Annotated in this window: 15 protein-coding genes and 1 other RNA gene; 9 read left to right on the top strand and 7 right to left on the bottom strand. The window is 35.5% G+C overall.

All coding sequences use genetic code 11. The features are described from left to right. Positions 1-4 precede the first annotated feature (4 nt). Positions 5-748, bottom strand: coding sequence for a 3-deoxy-manno-octulosonate cytidylyltransferase (gene kdsB / locus B4F31_RS09415; protein ID WP_075327164.1), 744 nt, complete (start codon positions 746-748; stop codon positions 5-7). 66 nt (positions 749-814) lie between these two features. Further along, complete coding sequence (locus tag B4F31_RS09410; RefSeq protein ID WP_075327165.1) at positions 815-2251, bottom strand: ATP-dependent DNA helicase; 1437 nt, start codon at positions 2249-2251, stop codon at positions 815-817. Between the two features lie 120 nt (positions 2252-2371). Between B4F31_RS09410 and B4F31_RS09405 the strand changes: the two genes are divergently transcribed. Genes B4F31_RS09405 through B4F31_RS09390 form a run of 4 tightly spaced genes read left to right on the top strand, consistent with a single transcriptional unit; the run spans position 2372 to position 4785 of the window. Next, entirely contained in the window at positions 2372-3022 is a 651-nt protein-coding gene (locus tag B4F31_RS09405) for a hypothetical protein (RefSeq protein ID WP_075327166.1), read from the top strand. Next, the gene (locus B4F31_RS09400; RefSeq protein ID WP_075327167.1) at positions 3009-3827 is read left to right on the top strand and encodes a DUF3822 family protein; all 819 of its coding nucleotides are present in this window, start codon (positions 3009-3011) and stop codon (positions 3825-3827) included. Before B4F31_RS09405 ends, B4F31_RS09400 begins: the two co-directional genes overlap by 14 nt. Further along, entirely contained in the window at positions 3824-4366 is a 543-nt protein-coding gene (locus B4F31_RS09395) for an RsmD family RNA methyltransferase (RefSeq protein ID WP_075327168.1), read from the top strand. The genes B4F31_RS09400 and B4F31_RS09395 overlap by 4 nt, the downstream gene beginning before the upstream one ends. Positions 4367-4413: 47 nt before the next feature. Next, complete coding sequence (locus B4F31_RS09390) at positions 4414-4785, top strand: hypothetical protein (RefSeq protein WP_075327169.1); 372 nt, start codon at positions 4414-4416, stop codon at positions 4783-4785. Here B4F31_RS09390 and rnpB read toward each other — a convergent pair. Beyond that, positions 4783-5116, bottom strand: an RNA gene (rnpB, locus tag B4F31_RS09385) — RNase P RNA component class A. The two genes, B4F31_RS09390 and rnpB, sit on opposite strands and share 3 nt — an antisense overlap. A 134-nt stretch (positions 5117-5250) precedes the next feature. Between rnpB and B4F31_RS09380 the strand changes: the two genes are divergently transcribed. Both B4F31_RS09380 and B4F31_RS09375 read left to right on the top strand, forming a co-directional pair. Next, positions 5251-7077 carry a DNA polymerase III subunit gamma/tau gene (locus tag B4F31_RS09380; RefSeq protein ID WP_093306391.1) on the top strand — a complete coding sequence of 609 codons (1827 nt, stop codon included), beginning with the start codon at positions 5251-5253 and terminating at the stop codon, positions 7075-7077. 2 nt (positions 7078-7079) lie between these two features. Then, positions 7080-7661: a tRNA-(ms[2]io[6]A)-hydroxylase gene (locus tag B4F31_RS09375; RefSeq protein WP_093306389.1), complete on the top strand. Its 582-nt coding sequence runs from the start codon at positions 7080-7082 to the stop codon at positions 7659-7661. Between the two features lie 57 nt (positions 7662-7718). Here the strand turns inward: B4F31_RS09375 and B4F31_RS09370 are convergent, their stop codons facing one another. The 4 genes from B4F31_RS09370 to pdxH all read right to left on the bottom strand — a co-directional run bounded on the left by B4F31_RS09370 (position 7719) and on the right by pdxH (position 11948). Next, positions 7719-8615, bottom strand: coding sequence for a Ppx/GppA phosphatase family protein (locus B4F31_RS09370; protein ID WP_075327172.1), 897 nt, complete (start codon positions 8613-8615; stop codon positions 7719-7721). 62 nt (positions 8616-8677) lie between these two features. Next, positions 8678-10801 carry a polyphosphate kinase 1 gene (gene ppk1, locus B4F31_RS09365; protein ID WP_286761178.1) on the bottom strand — a complete coding sequence of 708 codons (2124 nt, stop codon included), beginning with the start codon at positions 10799-10801 and terminating at the stop codon, positions 8678-8680. A 3-nt stretch (positions 10802-10804) separates the two neighbouring features. Further along, positions 10805-11290, bottom strand: a complete 486-nt coding sequence (locus B4F31_RS09360; protein ID WP_075327174.1) for a SixA phosphatase family protein — start codon at positions 11288-11290, stop codon at positions 10805-10807. A 10-nt stretch (positions 11291-11300) separates the two neighbouring features. Further along, on the bottom strand, positions 11301-11948 hold the full coding sequence (gene pdxH / locus B4F31_RS09355) for a pyridoxamine 5'-phosphate oxidase (protein WP_075327175.1): 648 nt from the start codon (positions 11946-11948) through the stop codon (positions 11301-11303). A gap of 314 nt (positions 11949-12262) precedes the next feature. Here pdxH and B4F31_RS09350 point away from each other — a divergent pair, with 314 nt between their 5' ends. The 3 genes from B4F31_RS09350 to B4F31_RS09340 all read left to right on the top strand — a co-directional run. Next, entirely contained in the window at positions 12263-12745 is a 483-nt protein-coding gene (locus tag B4F31_RS09350) for a hypothetical protein (protein WP_232228842.1), read from the top strand. Between the two features lie 454 nt (positions 12746-13199). Beyond that, positions 13200-13700 (top strand): hypothetical protein, encoded by a 501-nt coding sequence (locus tag B4F31_RS09345; protein ID WP_143083682.1) that lies wholly within the window; start codon positions 13200-13202, stop codon positions 13698-13700. Between the two features lie 26 nt (positions 13701-13726). Beyond that, positions 13727-16667: hypothetical protein (locus B4F31_RS09340; protein WP_286761177.1), on the top strand; the 2941-nt coding region annotated here is incomplete at its 3' end.

The following is a 16667-nucleotide window of genomic DNA, read 5'->3' as shown; positions in this document are numbered from 1 at the left end:
TTATTTAATTGTTCCAGATCTTCCTGGCTTTTTCAAGATCTTCAGGAGTATCTATACCAATGGTTTGCATTTCAGTTTCAACCATTTTTATGTTTTTCCCATATTCCAGGAATCGAATTGCCTCAATCTTTTCAGCAGATTCCAAAGAAAGCATTGGTAAATTATAAAAATCTATAATTGCTTGTTTTCTAAAAGCATAAATCCCTATATGCTTAAAATAAGTGACGTGGGCATCGGTATTTCTTGGATAAGGAATTGGAAACCTTGAAAAATACATCGCGAAATCATTCTTATTGGTAATTACCTTTACATTATTGGCATTGGTAATCTCATCACTTTCTGAAAGGGCAGTTTTTAATGAAGCAAGATCTATGGCAGAAGCATCATCTTCCCGAAAAACAATTAGCAATTTAGCCAAACTATCTTTATCTATAAATGGTTCATCTCCCTGTACATTTACAACAATATCTACATCCATATCCTGCACTGCTTCAGCAATACGGTCGCTTCCGCATTCATGTTCTTTCTTACTTTTTATCGCATTGCCCCCGTTTTTATTAATTTCAGCATAAATTTTATCGCTATCGGTTACCACATAAACTTCGTCAAAAAGTCCGGTCTTTTTTGCAGCTTCGTATGTTCTGGTGATTACCGTTTTTCCGTTTAGGTCTTTTAAAAGTTTCCCCGGGAACCGAGAGGCCTCATAACGGGCGGGAATCATAGCGATTATTTTAAGCGGATTATTCATTGGAAATTATTAATTTTTGGAGGTTAAATTTAAGTTTTAAAATTTGAATTAACGCAAGTGAAAAAGTTATTTATTTACGAAAAAATCATCTTTAAATCCTATGAGGTAAAGTTTATTGGTTGCTCTTGTTACAGCAGTATAAAGCCATCTTAAATATTCTTTGCCAACGCCCTCTGGCAGGTAAGGTTGTTCTATAAAAACGGTGTTCCATTGCCCACCTTGAGATTTATGACAAGTCATCGCGTAAGAAAACTTTATTTGTAAGGCATTAAAAAACTTATTGTTCTTCACCTTCATAAACTTCTTGTATTTAGAAGTTTCATCTTCATAATCTTTCATTACTTCCTGGTACAGTTGGTTAGATTCTTCATAAGAAAGTGACGGCGTATTGCTGGTAAGTGTATCTAACATCACTACGGTTTCAAAAGGACGCATTTTAGGATAATCTACCATTTGCACCTGTACTTCGGCAAACCGGAACCCGTAAAGCTCTTTTATTCCGAAAATTTCCAGGACTTTTACAATATCTCCGTTAGCTATGAACCCGGCTTCAGAATTTGGCTTTATCCAGAAATAATTATTTTTTACCACCATAAGATAATCTCCGGCTGAAATTTCTTCTTCCTGGAACAAAATTCTAGACCTTATTTGTTGGTTATACAAATTCGCCCTTTTATTAGATCTTACAATAAGACTGGTTTCCTCGTTTCCCAATTCATTATAACTTTCCTCGATGGCATTCATAATTTCGTAACCATCCTGTAATCTAACTACATCTGCTTTTGGAGTGATTTCAAACTGAAAACTATCATAAAAACCGTCTTGTAAGCTTTGCCTAATTTTAGTGGCATTTAGCAAAATATCGCTTTCTTCAGCCTGCCTCACCACTTCGTCTAACTCAATATGATGCACTTCTTTATTATAGGAAAACTGAAGTTTTTCAGCTTCCAGTGCCGGGCTAATTTCCATCTTTACCGGTGGAAGCTGTGCGGTATCCCCAATTAAGATAAGCTGGCAATTATGCCCTGAATATACAAACTGAATAAGATCGTCTAACAAGCTTCCATTTTCCATTAATTTGGAATTTGTAGGCGTATCAGAGATCATTGAAGCTTCATCTACAATAAAAATACTGTTTTTGTGTTTATTGGGTTGAAGCACAAATTGTACTCCGCTCCCGCCACTTTTCTTCGGAAAATAGATCTTTTTGTGAATGGTAAAAGCTTCTTTTTTAGAATAATTAGAAATCACTTTCGCCGCTCTTCCCGTAGGTGCCAATAAAACTCCAGATTTTTTAATTTGCCAGAGATTTTTCACCAGGGTACTGATAATCGTGGTTTTACCAGTTCCGGCAAAGCCTTTCAGCACAAAAAGTTCATCTTTATTATTGTTTAAAACAAACCGGGAAAGTTGTTGTAAAGCAAGATCCTGCCCTGCTTTAGCCGTAAAACCCAGATCGCTTAAAAGAAGTTTATAAAATTTGGAAGCATCAAGATTTTCCATAGAAGATTTATCAAAAATCAAAGATAGGAATGGATTTTTACGGAAGAAACTTTTACGAATAAAAAAAAATTGTAGATTTGTCGTGAAACACTAGTAATTTTAAAACAAAATTTAGAAAGCATGAGACTTGCAATTCAATTACTTCTTTGGGTGGTTATTATTGGTTTAGCCTACCTTACCTTTAATGCTGTTTACGAACCAATTCAGTTTAATAAAATTAAAGAAAAGCGTTATGCCAAAGTAGTTGAAAACTTAAAGGATATTCGTAATGCAGAATTAGCTCACAAAGAAATTGTGGGGACTTTCCAGGATGATTTTGATAAATTAGTAGGATTTTTAGATACTGCAGAATTTGCAATTACCCAACGTCGTGATACTACTGTATTAGATGAGGAATACAGAAAACAGTATGGTGTAGACGAATATATTGAAAAAGTAATTGTTGATACGCTTGGTTTTGTTTCTGTTAAAGATTCATTATTTAAAGGAAATAAAGAGCGTTATACCAATATGATTAATGTACCGGTTGATGATGTAGATGCTAAATTTGAGCTGGATGCAGGTACAATTACAAAAGGAAATTCAGAAATTCCGGTTTTTAGAGCAAGAGTAGCTAAAAGTGTTGTATTGCAAGGTTTAGATAAAGAGCTTATTTTGCAACAAAACCAGGTACAATCTGTAGACGATATTAACGGTCGTTACATTAACGTTGGCTCTCTGGAAGAGGTTAACACAAAAGGAAACTGGCCAACCCAATATGGCGACGAATAACAGCAAAAAACAATTAAATTTAGAACTGTCCATTCAGGTTTCCCTGGATGGACTTTCTTTTTGTACCCTAAATTCTGCTGAAAATAAAGTGGTACAATTCAAGAAAATCCGTTTTTCGCAACAGGTAGATCCTGTGAAACTGCTTGAAGAAATTCAAAAAATATATGCTGAAGAAAAAAGCATTGCTGAAGCCACACAAGTAAAACTTATTTTTGATAATGCACTTGCCACTTTGGTTCCTGCAACTTTATTTAAAGAAGAAAATGCTTCAGATTATTTAAAATTCAACACCAAAATTCTTAAAACCGATTTCATTGCCCACGAGGAAATTGTGGATACAGGGATTATTAATGTTTATATTCCATATACTAATATCATTAATTTCTTTTTTGAGAAATTTGGAGAATTTGAATACCAGCATCTCAACACGGTTTTAGTCGAAAATTTGCTAAAATTACCAAAAGCTGAGCGTCCTCAAATGTTTGCACATATAAAAAATAAGCAGTTTGAGCTGGTTTTGATAGAAAATGGTGAACTCCTGTTGTGTAATTCTTTCAGTTTTACCGAAAAAGAAGATTTTTTATATTATATTCTCTTCACTGCTGAACAACTTAATTTAGACCCGGAAAAATTCAGGCTGATATTGCTGGGAGCTATTAGCAAAGCTTCTCCTTTGTTTAAAATCGCGTTTGATTATATTAAGCACGTGGAACTTTTGGAAACCGATTTCAGCTTAAATCTGGAAAAAGAACTTACCGGCTTAAATCAGCTGGAAGAATATGTATTACTAAAGTCATTTAAATGAGAATAATTTCAGGAACACATAAAGGAAAAAGATTGATGGCTCCAAAAAAGCTACCAGTACGCCCTACTACCGATATGTCTAAGGAAGCCCTTTTCAATATCCTGAATAATAATTTTCAGTTTTCACAATTAAGCATCCTTGATCTTTTTTCGGGAACTGGTAATATTGCCTATGAATTTGCTTCACGCGGAAGCAAGGAAGTAACCGCTGTTGATGCTAATTTTGACTGCGTGAAATTCATAAAAAAAACAGCCCAGGAATTAGATTTAAATATTACAACTATTAAAAGTGATGTCTTTAAATTTCTTGAAAAAGCTTTTGTAAAGGCAGATATTATTTTTGCCGACCCACCTTATGATTTTGAAAAAGAAAAATTCCTGAAAATTCCAGAACTAGTTTTCGACAAAAACCTACTTAATCCAAATGGTCAATTAATTATTGAACACTCTAAACACACCGATCTTTCCGATCTTCCCAACTTTAAAGAAGGGCGTCGCTATGGAGGTTCAGTTTTTAGTTTTTTTGAGAATGCAGAATAATTTCTGCTGAAGAATTACAGCCCTGTTGGGCTTAGAAATTTGATGGTATGACGGATAGGATAAAAAGGATTGAGCTTGTTGATATTATTTTAAATTTTTATGAAGGGATAGTTATTTCTGAAGTAAAAGACGATGTAGTTTTTGAAATTGAACACGTAGAACAAATTCTAAAAATATGCAATGAGGTTTATGAAGGTGCAGATTTTGTTTATGTATCAGACCGGAAGAATAATTACAATGTAAATCCAACGATTTATTTTGAATTAAAAGACGTGAAAAATTTATTGGGAATAGCTATAGTAAGTCAGCGATATGAAGCCTTACAGGTGGCTAATTTTGAAAAACAATTTTCTCCGGTTCCTTTTGATATCTTTTCCCATATGGACGAAGCCCGGGCGTGGGCAAAGACATTATTATAAAAAAGCAGGCCTGTAATCCGGATTCTGTTCCTCCCGTTAACCGGGGTTCCCCTTATCATTTATCTCCGGTTTTTGTTGCCAAAAACCTTTAGCTGCCTACCCTCCGGTAGCAAGCGAGCCGCTTGCAAACACCGGTTTACATGGCATTGCACCGCATAGAGTTTACCTGATTTCACTACAGCATTACCTGTACATTCTTTCTGTTGCACTAGTCCTGATCCCGCCTCGGAAAACCGAAACGGAACCGATGGGTGTTACCCACTATGCCGCCCTTTGGTGTCCGGAATTTCCTCCATCGAATAAATTCGTTGGCGATAAGGCGGCCTGCTTGGTGCAAAGGTAGTTTTTTAGAAAGTTTCGTGATTAAAAAAATGTTGATTTCTTAGCTTTAATTGTTTAAAAATATAAGCGATTGCCTTAGAACTTATGGAGGCTATTTTTATATTTGTAGTTCAATAAATTTCAATGGAACATTTTATAGTATCAGCTCGTAAGTACCGCCCACAAACTTTTAAAGATGTGGTAGGGCAACAAGCCATCACAAATACCTTAAAAAACGCCATTGAACACAATCACCTCGCCCAGGCCCTTCTATTTACAGGACCTCGTGGTGTGGGAAAAACCACCTGCGCCCGTATCCTGGCAAAAATGATTAACCACGATGGTACTCAAAGCCCCGATGAGGATTTTGCTTTTAATATTTTTGAACTCGATGCCGCTTCTAACAACTCGGTAGACGATATCAGAAATTTGATAGACCAGGTTAGGATTCCGCCGCAAGTTGGGAAGTATAAAGTATATATTATTGATGAGGTGCACATGCTCTCTCAGTCAGCCTTTAATGCTTTTCTGAAAACTTTAGAAGAACCGCCCCAGCACGCTATTTTTATTCTGGCTACTACTGAAAAACATAAAATAATCCCCACCATACTTTCTCGGTGCCAGATCTTCGATTTTAAAAGAATCACGGTAAGCGATGCTAAAAATTATTTGGGATATATAGCGCAACAGGAAGGTGTAAATGCCGAGGAAGATGCATTAAATATTATTGCGCAAAAAGCCGATGGTGCTATGCGGGATGCTCTTTCTATTTACGACAGGGTTGTTAGTTTTAGCGGAAAAGATCTAACCCGGCAGGCAGTTACAGAAAACCTGAATGTTCTCGACTACGATACTTATATTAAGGTTACCGATCTTATTTTAAGTAATAATATTCCGCAATTGCTACTGAGTTACAATGAGATCCTTTCCAGCGGATTTGACGGTCACCATTTTATTAGCGGTTTGGCTTCGCATTTCAGGGATCTTTTAGTCTGCAAGGATCAAAAAACAATACAGCTTTTAGAAGTTGGAGAGCAAACTAAAGCCCGCTATTTTGAGCAGGCTTCCAAAACCGATCATCAATTTTTAATTAAAGCGATAGATCTGGCCAATGAGTGCGATCTCAAATATAAAACAAGCCAAAACCAACGTTTATTGGTTGAACTTTCTCTAATGCAGCTTGCCTCTATCACTTTTGATGGAGAAAAAAAAAAGTTTGATCAGTCAATAATTCCCGCTTCGGTTTTTGAAAAACAACCTAACGCGCTTTCTTCAGAAGAAAAAAGTATAGTGCGCGAGAATGAACACGGAGAAACTGCAACTGAAGCCCCAAAGGAAAGTCAGTTACCTACAGGAGAAAATAAAACTCCAGATAGCCACTGTGCCGATGATAAAGAGGACAATTATCATTCAGATGAGACAATGGTGCCAAAGGCCAAAGAAGAGCAGGAAAAACCGGCTACACCTTCCCCAGAGCCAAAACCGGTAACCGATCCTAAAATAAAAAAGGAAAAGGTTTCAGGACTTTCTTTAAAAAGTATTCAGAAAAAAAGGGAAATAGAAGCGCGGCAACAGGAAGCTGCTCCAACAAAAAACGTGGTGCTCAATAATGAATTCAGCGAAACGCAATTGCAGGCCACCTGGAATGACTATGTAAAACGAATAAAAAAACAGGGCTCGAAAATTCTCGCATCAATTCTTGAAACCGATTTACCCAAGCTCAAGGAAGACAATCAAATTGTTATAGAATTACCCAACGAAACGATGAAGATTAACCTGGAGCGGGAACAAAACAAATTGATGTCTTACCTGAAGCAAAAACTTCAGAATACCGAAATAAGGTTGGTAATTAACGTTAATGAGCAGTCGGCAAAAAAATATGCCTTCACTCCTATTGAAAAATACAATAAACTAAAGGAGAAAAATCCTTTAATAGATAAACTTAGAAGTACATTTGATTTAGACGTATAGATATGCTAGGACTAAAACTTCCCACAGACCCGCGCTGGGCAAATATAGCCGAAAAAAATATTGAAGATATTCTTGTAGACCATGCTTATTGCGAACAAAAAGCAGCTTCAACAGCAATTTCCTTAATTGTTTCTTTCCCAGAATATACCGAATTGGTAGATGAAATGATCGCTTTATCCAGGGAAGAAATGGGCCATTTTAAAATGGTACACGAGCAGTTGCTAAAACGCGGATTTGTTTTAGGAAGAGATAGAAAAGATGAATATGTAATTAAACTACTTAGTTTTTTTCCAAAAGGCGGTAGCAGAACCACGCAGTTAATTCACAGGCTTTTAATCGCAGGATTAATTGAAGCCAGAAGCTGTGAACGTTTCAGGTTGCTTTCAGAAGAATTAAAAGATGAGGAACTCGCTGAATTTTATCATAAATTAATGATTAGTGAAGCCAACCATTATACAATGTTTTTAAAGTTTGCCAGAAAATATGGGGAGCGAGCAGAAGTAGATAAAAAATGGGAAGAATTACTCGATTTTGAAGCTGAAATAATGAAAGACCTCAGTAAAGATAAAACCATTCACGGTTAATTGAAAAAATAAAAAACCCGGATAAGTAAAGATTTATCCGGGTTTTAATTTTGGTATTTAGTTATTATTACCGTTGTAAAGTGATTTTATAATCCCATCGGCCAGTCCTATTTTTGGTACGAAAATATTATCGGCTCTGGCCCACTTCATAGAACTTAAATAAATCTTAGAAGCCGGGATAATCACATCTGCACGGTCACTTTTTAGTTTAAGGTCCATAACACGTTCCTCGTAGCTTAAAGAATTTAGCAATTCATTGTATTTTTTAATATATGCCAAGCTTAAGGGTTTTCCTTCTTTTTTTCCGCTGGTTTTAAAAATATTATTAATGTTCCCACCAGAACCAATAAGATCTATATCCTTATAAGGCTTTGTGGTTTCCCTAACCCATTTTTCCATCTCTTCCCAGGTGCCATCTTCAACTAAATTATTTAAAAGGCGTACAGTACCAATTTTAAAAGATCTTGACGCCACGGTTTTTCCGCCACTATAGAGAGTATATTCAGTGCTCCCGCCCCCAACATCAACATATAAATAATTACAATCGTTTTTAATAAGTTCATGCAAATCTGTAGCAGCAATTATTGCAGCTTCGTGGTTACCGTCTATAATTTCAATTTCTACCCCTGTTTTTGCTTTAATTTTTTCAACAACCTCTGCTCCATTTTTAGCTTCCCGCATAGCCGAGGTAGCACAGGCTTTATATTTTTCAATTCCGTGAGATTTCATTAGAAGATTAAAAGCTTGCATGGTATCTACCATTCGTTCTATATTCTTCTCAGAAATAATACTTTCTTTAAATACATCTTCTCCAAGTCTAATAGGAACCCTCACCAGGGAGGTTTTCCTAAAATCGGTTTCTTCCCTACCTTTTTGTTCTGTAATGGTAGAAACCAGCAGCCTTACGGCGTTGGAACCTATATCTATAGCTGCGTAGTTTTTTTGTGTAATCACGAGATAAAATTTTTCTATTTTCTCACCAGGTGAGGTTTATAAAGATTTGAGGTTGAGGCCAATTATCTATTTTTTTTATTCTTTTCCGGTTTGGTGCCGGGTAATTTTTTTAAATAATAATCGTAAAGTTCAAACTGGGAACGCAGTTTTTTTGTACTGCTGTTTCTATAGGCATTATCGTGCTTAGAGGTAATTGTCCTTGCTTTTACATTATCGTTCCAGCTAATATCAAAAGTTTCAATAATTTCCTGTTTAATTTCTTCATCATAAATTGGGCAGGAAATCTCCACACGAAGGTCAAGGTTTCTGGTCATCCAATCTGCTGAAGAAATGTAAACCTTGGAATTTCCCCCATTTTTGAATATAAATACCCGCGGATGCTCCAGGAATTTATCTACAATACTTATCGCTTCAATATTTTCGCTTAAACCTTCTACACCGGGAATAAGACAACAAACCCCACGTACAATAAGCTTGATCTTCACACCGGCCTGGCTTGCCTGGTACAGTTTATCTATCATAGGATAATCTGAAAGACTATTAAGCTTAAGCGCAATGCCGGAAGGTTTCCCTTCGCGGGCATTTTCAATCTCCTTTTGAATAAGGCCTACAAAAGTATTTCTGCTGTAATGCGGAGAAACTATTAAATGTTTGTATTTATTTACTTTATAATTGATCTCAAAGAAGTCGAAAACTTTATTCACTTCTTTCAAAATTTCGGGATGAGCGGTGAATAAGGTATAATCGGTATAGATGCGAGAAGTAGATTCGTTAAAATTACCGGTACTAATAAAGCCATAGCGCTTTGTTTTACCTTCTTCTTCCCGCTCTATTACACAGGCTTTACAATGAACTTTTAAACCCGGCACGCCAAAAATAAGCTGAACCCCTTCTGCTTGCATTTGTTCAGCATAGCGAATATTGGCAACTTCATCAAAACGAGCGCGTAATTCAATTTGCACAATTACCTTTTTGCCATTTTTTACAGCATTAATCAAAGAGCTGGCAATATGAGATATTTTTGCCAATCTGTAAATAGTGATTTTTATAGTTTTCACCTTTGGATCTAAGGCGGCTTCCCTTAAAAACTTAACAGTATAGGCAAAACTTTGGTATGGTGCATACAATAGATAATCTTTCCTGGCAATACTTCCAAACAAACTGGTTTGTAATATAAGCCCAGGAATTGGCAAAGGCTCTATAGGTTTATAAAGTAAATCTTCACGGCCAAGACTGGGAAAATTCATATAATCACGCCTATTATGGTAACGCCCACCGGGAATAATACTATCGGTAGATTCTATGCCCATTTTATTCATTAAATAAGACAAAGTATCATCGGCAATGTTCATATCGTAAACAAATCTTACCGGCTCCCCCTTAATTCTATCTTTTACACTACTGGAAATCTTTTCAATAAAACTTTTACTCAGGTCACTGTCTATGTCCAACTCGGCATCCCGAGTAATCTTTATCATATGTGCCGAAATACTTTCGTATTCAAAAATATTAAAAATTGTACCCAGGTTATATCGAATTAAATCGTCTAACAGGATTATATACTGCTTCCCATTTTCTTCTGGAAGCACTACGAAGCGTTCTATGCTTCGAGGAATTTCAATTAGAACATATTTGCGGTCTTTTTCGGTTTTATCCAGCACTTTTGAAATTCCTTTTTGAGGCTTTTCCTCTTTCATCACCATCTTTACGGCTAAATAGGCTGCACTGTCTTTTAAACTTGGAATTTCAGGAAGATCATTAAGAATTATAGTTACAAGGGCCGGACTTACTTTGGAAAGGAAAAAGTTTTTAATGAATTTTTGCTGCGTAGCAGAAACCTGTTTCTCATTAATAATATGAATATTATAATCTTTTAACTGATGCTGAATATCGTCTAAAATCTTAAGGCTTTCGGCTTGTTGTTCAATTACTATTTGGGTAATTTCTTCAAGTAGTTTGCTGGCTTTAATTCCGCCCAGAACGCTTTTTCCTGCTTTTCCTGCCAGGTCAATTCTTTTTACGGTAGCATACCTTACTTTAAAAAATTCGTCTAAATTATTAGAGAAAATTCCCAGAAATCTTAATCGTTCTATAAGTGGAACAGTTTCATCTTCGGCTTCCTGTAAAACCCGGGCATTAAATTGTAACCAGCTGAGTTCCCTGTTTAAATATTTTCTTTGCGGCATAAATTAGCGTAAGTTTTTGGGGAATAATTGTAGTAAAGTTTTACCGGTTTCAATGTCTTTCCAGGAATTTAAATCAAAATCTATTACACAAAGTCCTGTAGTAGGTAAATTGTCTATAGGTTTATCGCCTAACCGATTAACCAAACCCGTCATTGCGGGATTATGCCCAAATACCATGAGTTTTTCTACATTATCGGGGCAGGTTTTAATTACAGAGAGTAATTGACTTTCATCAAACGTATAAAGTTCTTTTTTTACGGTGAATCTATCATCGGGTATTTCCATTTCGTCTTTAAAAAGATTTGCCGTGGTGTTTGCCCTAACTGCGTGACTGCTCCATAAAGTTAAATTTCCACTTTGAAATTCCTTAAAGGTTTTCAAAACTACCTCAGCATCGTTATAAGCACGTTTCTTAAGCGGTCTTTTTTCATCTGGTAAATTATTTCCCCAGGACGATTTGCCGTGTCTCACTAGAATTAATCGTTTCATAATTTCAATTTTAAGGTGCTAAACGGTTACGTTCCCAGGTATCCTGTTCTATAAATTCATAGATTATCCTATCGTGCAAACGGTTATTTCTACCCTGCCAGAATTCAAAACTTCTGGGGGTTACCAGATAACCGCCCCAGTGAGGTGGTTTATCTACATCTTTATTTTGATATCTTTCTTCAATTTCTTTTAACTGTTCTTCCAGTTCTTCGCGGGAGCTTAAAACATTACTTTGGTTAGAAGCCCAGGCGCCTAATTGACTTCCCCGGGGTCTGGAACCAAAATAAGCTGCAGATTCTTCTTCGGTAGTTTTCATTGCAACACCTTTAATAATTACCTGCCGTTCTAATGGTGGCCAGAAAAAGGATAAACAAACTCTTGGATTTTCTTCAATATCCCGGGCTTTTTCAGAATTATAATTAGTATAAAAACTGAAACCCATTTCACCAAAAGACTTTAAAAGTACTATACGATTTTTTGGAAATCCTTCTATTCCACAGGTGGCGAGACTCATAGCATTTACTTCTGCTATTTCAGGATGCTCTTCCGCCTCCTCAAACCAGGCGGTAAAAAGCGGCAGTGGAAAAGACGGGACATTATCTTCTAAAAGTTCGCTTTTTCCATAGCTTTTTCGGTAATCATCAAGGCTCTTTTGCATTGTGTTTTGCTTTGCTGCAATTTACAAGTTTTAGGCTGAAGCCGGAAAAATTTTGAGATAAGATTCTGCTTTTTATAGTTGAAATGCAAATAGAAAAAAGAACTAAATATAGACGAACTGCACTCATTTCTATGTTCTGCAAATAAGTTCGACCAAAAACACCGACGAAATGCATTCCATTACATTTTATCTAATAATAATGCGATATAACTAAAAACATTAATAATAATACATATAAAGAGTGATATCGCTTAATTTTGTTCAAAACATTTAACTAATCGCCATTATTAAATTGAACTAAAATTAAATTGCAAATGAATTTTTATAAGAATTTTTTCCAATTTAAAAATCAAATACTCACTAAGGCTTCTCTTATTATTCTTGCTATAAGTTTAGGAAGCTGTACCGCTGGAATGACAAATCCAGATAGCTATACCAGAAATCACGTAGTTTATGCTGTAGATTTTAACCCTCAAAATTTAAGTGAACTTCAAATTTCAAAAATGGATGAAGGGAATTGGATAGATCAAAAAACCAGTAAAAACGGTAAAAGTGCTCGTTATACTATAGAAATTCAAGACGACTTTTTAACGGTTATTTCTAATAAAAATAAAATGGATGTCCCTACTTACCAAACCTGGATAGATTATGCAAGGCAGGAATTAGGTTATACGGTACAGGACGAATATGATATTTTTACAACTATAGAAGAAGGTTTTATCTATGAAATAGACCTGCAAGAACACCCTTTAATAGAAGGGGAACAACATAGAATTTTAATGTATGAACAAAACTAATTAATTACCTCAACTTTTTTTATAATTAACCACCTTATTCGGTGGTTTTTTTATGTTTAAACCTAAGGTTTTTCTGCAGTTGTAAATTCTTTTAAACAATGGCTAAAAACGTTTATTTGAAATATTAACCACCTGATTTCCCGTATTTTTTACTTCAATATTACCATTCACCGAAAATAAATAGGTTTTAATCTAAAAAAAAAGACAATTTGGTCTTTTAAAGATTATTCACTGTAATTTTATCCTAAGATTAACATTTAAAATAGGTCATCCCCCATACTTTCCTATTAAAACTTACCCCAAAAGTTTTCAAAATGTAAATCTCACATTCTTAAATATTTTAAAAAACTACCCTTGTTTGATCCTTCCCCTAAGGATCAGTGACCTTTTTATGCCAAAATTTAAAATAATTTTTCCCTTGAAAAACGGGAAACAGAACTATAGAATTATGAAAATGAATTCACTCTTTAAACTCCTAATCCTTGTATTGTTTGCTAATACTTTTATTGGCAATGCGCAGGAAAATTACTCGATTACCAATTTTGACCAATTAATAGGAGAACAATCTACTCCAACCCGAAATCAACAAAATTTTGACTCTGGGGAAATAGAAAATCTTAAGAATCTAGTTTTCGAATTAAATCCGCTAATAGTTGTTCAGGAAAATGAGCACGCCAAAATGGGAGATGGAGCGCCAAAACTGGTAATTGTACCCTCTAATTATTTATCAAATATCTCCAAGATTAAAACCGAATTGCAAAGTGTTGTTTTAATTCTAATTAAGCATTCCTCAAACAATTTATATACAAGTTTAGATCTAAGTTCTATTAAAAGTACTGCTTTAAAATATGTTTTAATTGAATGTGATTTTGAATGTAGTGTATCTAATATTCAGGATATGCTAAAAAATACTTCTAACGTAAAAGTTCTTTACAGAACTACTACAGAGCAATAAATATTGCCCTCATAAATTTCAGGAATATGAAAAAAAACTACTTTAGAAATCAGTTTACCGCTATAAGATTCGTGTTGATAACATTTACCGTTTTATTTTTCAATACGGCTGTTAACGCACAGGTATATAAGGAATTTAAGCAACGAACTTCCCAATATTCTACATCAAAAAAGATCTATAATATTAAGGGAGACTTCACTATGATTGGCAACACCAATCTTAGCCTTTTTTCCTATGGGGAAAATACAAATAACAGTAACAATTTAATGCAATTTGTAGACGAAGACAACGAGTCTTCCACCAAAAACTCTTCTGCAGCTGTTCTTGAATTTTCAAACGAAAATGGAGCAAATCCTGAGTGCTCTAATATAATTTATGCCGGACTTTATTGGTCTGGGCGTACCAATAATTCTGGAAAGACCAATGCTAAAAGAAACATCAAAGTAAAAGGTCCAAATAACTCCGCTTATCAAACTATTAGCGCAAATGTTAATGATATTCTTTTCCCTGGACCATCAGATATGTATGCTGCTTATGTAGAAGTAACCGATTTAGTGAAAAATAATGGTACGGGGGAATATTGGGTTGCCGATATAGAACTAACTGAAGGTAACGGTGGTACTACCGGTTTTTACGGCGGATGGGGAATGATTGTGATCTATGAAAATTCACAAATGGATTGGAGGGATGTTACCGTTTTTGATGGCTATGCTCATGTTGAAGGGAATGTTGTGGCACATTATGAACTTCCTGTTTCGGGATTTAATACCGCGCAATCTGGCCCCGTAAATATGAAAATGGGAATAATGGCCGGCGAGGGTGATGTAGGAATTTCAGGAGATTATTTTCAGATAAAAAAGAATAGTAATAATGCCTGGTTAAGTCTTTCTCACGAACAAAACACTACTAATAATTTCTTCAATTCTTCTATTCAAAATAATGGTTCTTCAAGAACACCAAATTATACTAATAATACCGGAATAGACATTAGCATGTTCAATATTCCAAATGCGGGGAATTCAGTTATAGATAATAACCAAACCAGTACCACCTTTAGGTATGGTTCTACCCAGGACACCTATTCCATTTTTTCAATTGCCATGTCTGTAGACGCTTACATTCCTGAAATTGAAGGGATTTCCTCTTTAAGCGCAATAAATGGAAATATAGCGGGCAATCCACCATATAATGCAGTACCCGGTGACGAATTAAGCTATAAGGTTAAATTAAAAAATAAAGGGACCGAGAATGTAGAAGACGTAAAAGTGGTAATTCCGGTTCCATATAACGCCGATTATCTTCCTAATGGTCTTTCAACCAATTTTTATTTCTCTCCCAGTCCGCAAAATAATGAAGTATATTTTGATCCCACTTTAGGTGCAACCGGATCTATAGTTTGGGAAATAGATGAATTACCGCTAGCCAACAGTACCAATGATGTTTTAGCCGATCTCACTATAAAATTTGGGGTAACTAAGAATTGTACTATTCTTTCCAATATCTGCCCGGGTTTTGATCTTATAAGATTTAATGGAAATATTAGTGGTCGCGGAGCTATAACCGGTACTACTTTTCAAAACAAAGACCTTATTCAGGGATATGAAACCGAAGGAACCTGCCAGGGTGAACCTATTACTACTCCTTTTGAAGTAGCCATAGACGCTACCAATTTTCGAGCTGAAAATTGCCAAAATTCAGATGAAGCCAGGAAATTTGTTTATTGTAATAGAGAAGAACCAATAGGTATTGCTGAAATTAATTCTGGGTTTCCTAACGGAACAAGATTCTTTAACGAATCTCCGGTAACTAATAATAGTACCGAGTATACTACCAATAATCCCATTCCAAATAATTCGGGTGAATATTATGCGGTAATCCCGGGAACCCAGAATTGCGCAATACCCTTTACTATAGAAATTACAACTATAGCTTCGGTACCTGAAACTGAATCAATCACTTATTGTCTGAACGATGAAGCCGATCCATTAACAGCTGTACCCAGTAATCCCGATTTCAATTTATATTACTATACCAGCGAAGAAGATACTTCACCCGAAATTCAAATTATTCCATCTACTTCGCAGTCTGGTGAATTCATCTATTACGTTGCTGAAGGAGAATCGGCAAGCTGTATAAGTCCCAACAGAGCTCCCATTAAGATTTCTGTAATAGGAGAACCGGAAATTACCGCACCACAAAATCAAACAATTCAAACTTGTGATAACGATTTTACAGACGACTCCATTCCGGCCTTGTCAAATGAATTTACCACTATTTCTCAGCAAGTATTTACAGATTTAGGTGGAAGCATTTCTTTTACTGAAGAGATTGAAAGTATAAGCTATAAGGATTTTTTACAACAACAATCTCCTGCGGTTTATCAGCGAATCTTCAGAATTACTTATGAATGTGGAAATATAGATGTTCAACAATCGCTTACGTTAGAAAATATTAAAACACAACTGGAGCCTGTTTTTACTAAAAAAGATCCCACCTGTGAGAATGAAAATGGAGTATTGACAATCACCAATTTTAATACAGATTATATATATGAACTGAATTCAACTACAGGCAATCTTGAGTTAAAGAATGCTACTAGTTCATTATCTCCAGGGGTTTATACCCTATCAGTTGCTTTAAATGAATGTGTTTTTACAACCAATAGTTTTGAAGTTCTACCTGCACCAGCCATAGCAGAAACTCCTGAAACCATAGTAGTAACTCAACCCACCTGTAATCTTGAAACGGGAAAGATTACGGTAAATGCTACTGAGGGATATATGTACAGTCTGGATGGCGAAATTTTTCAGGAGTCAAACATTTTTGAAGAGCTTTCTCCTGGAACTTACGTGATATATGCTCAAAATGAAGATGAGTGTATCTCCCAGCCCTCTAAGGATATAATTATCGAAGAAAACAAAGGAAATCCCGCGCAACCAGAAACCATTGTTTCTCAGCAACCAACTT

This window comes from Salegentibacter sp. UBA1130 (genome assembly GCF_002311535.1).
GTDB lineage: Bacteria > Bacteroidota > Bacteroidia > Flavobacteriales > Flavobacteriaceae > Salegentibacter > Salegentibacter agarivorans.
This window is presented reverse-complemented; position numbering and strand designations above follow the sequence as displayed.

Bases quoted from the DNA above. Each gene is read 5' to 3' on its own strand.
- kdsB (WP_075327164.1), bottom strand. From the start codon at position 748: ATGAATAATCCGCTTAAAATAATCGCTATGATTCCCGCCCGTTATGAG.
- B4F31_RS09410 (WP_075327165.1), bottom strand. From the start codon at position 2,251: ATGGAAAATCTTGATGCTTCCAAATTTTATAAACTTCTTTTAAGCGAT.
- B4F31_RS09405 (WP_075327166.1), top strand. From the start codon at position 2,372: ATGAGACTTGCAATTCAATTACTTCTTTGGGTGGTTATTATTGGTTTA.
- B4F31_RS09400 (WP_075327167.1), top strand. From the start codon at position 3,009: ATGGCGACGAATAACAGCAAAAAACAATTAAATTTAGAACTGTCCATT.
- B4F31_RS09395 (WP_075327168.1), top strand. From the start codon at position 3,824: ATGAGAATAATTTCAGGAACACATAAAGGAAAAAGATTGATGGCTCCA.
- B4F31_RS09390 (WP_075327169.1), top strand. From the start codon at position 4,414: ATGACGGATAGGATAAAAAGGATTGAGCTTGTTGATATTATTTTAAAT.
- B4F31_RS09380 (WP_093306391.1), top strand. From the start codon at position 5,251: ATGGAACATTTTATAGTATCAGCTCGTAAGTACCGCCCACAAACTTTT.
- B4F31_RS09375 (WP_093306389.1), top strand. From the start codon at position 7,080: ATGCTAGGACTAAAACTTCCCACAGACCCGCGCTGGGCAAATATAGCC.
- ppk1 (WP_286761178.1), bottom strand. From the start codon at position 10,801: ATGCCGCAAAGAAAATATTTAAACAGGGAACTCAGCTGGTTACAATTT.
- B4F31_RS09360 (WP_075327174.1), bottom strand. From the start codon at position 11,290: ATGAAACGATTAATTCTAGTGAGACACGGCAAATCGTCCTGGGGAAAT.
- pdxH (WP_075327175.1), bottom strand. From the start codon at position 11,948: ATGCAAAAGAGCCTTGATGATTACCGAAAAAGCTATGGAAAAAGCGAA.
- B4F31_RS09350 (WP_232228842.1), top strand. From the start codon at position 12,263: ATGAATTTTTATAAGAATTTTTTCCAATTTAAAAATCAAATACTCACT.
- B4F31_RS09345 (WP_143083682.1), top strand. From the start codon at position 13,200: ATGAATTCACTCTTTAAACTCCTAATCCTTGTATTGTTTGCTAATACT.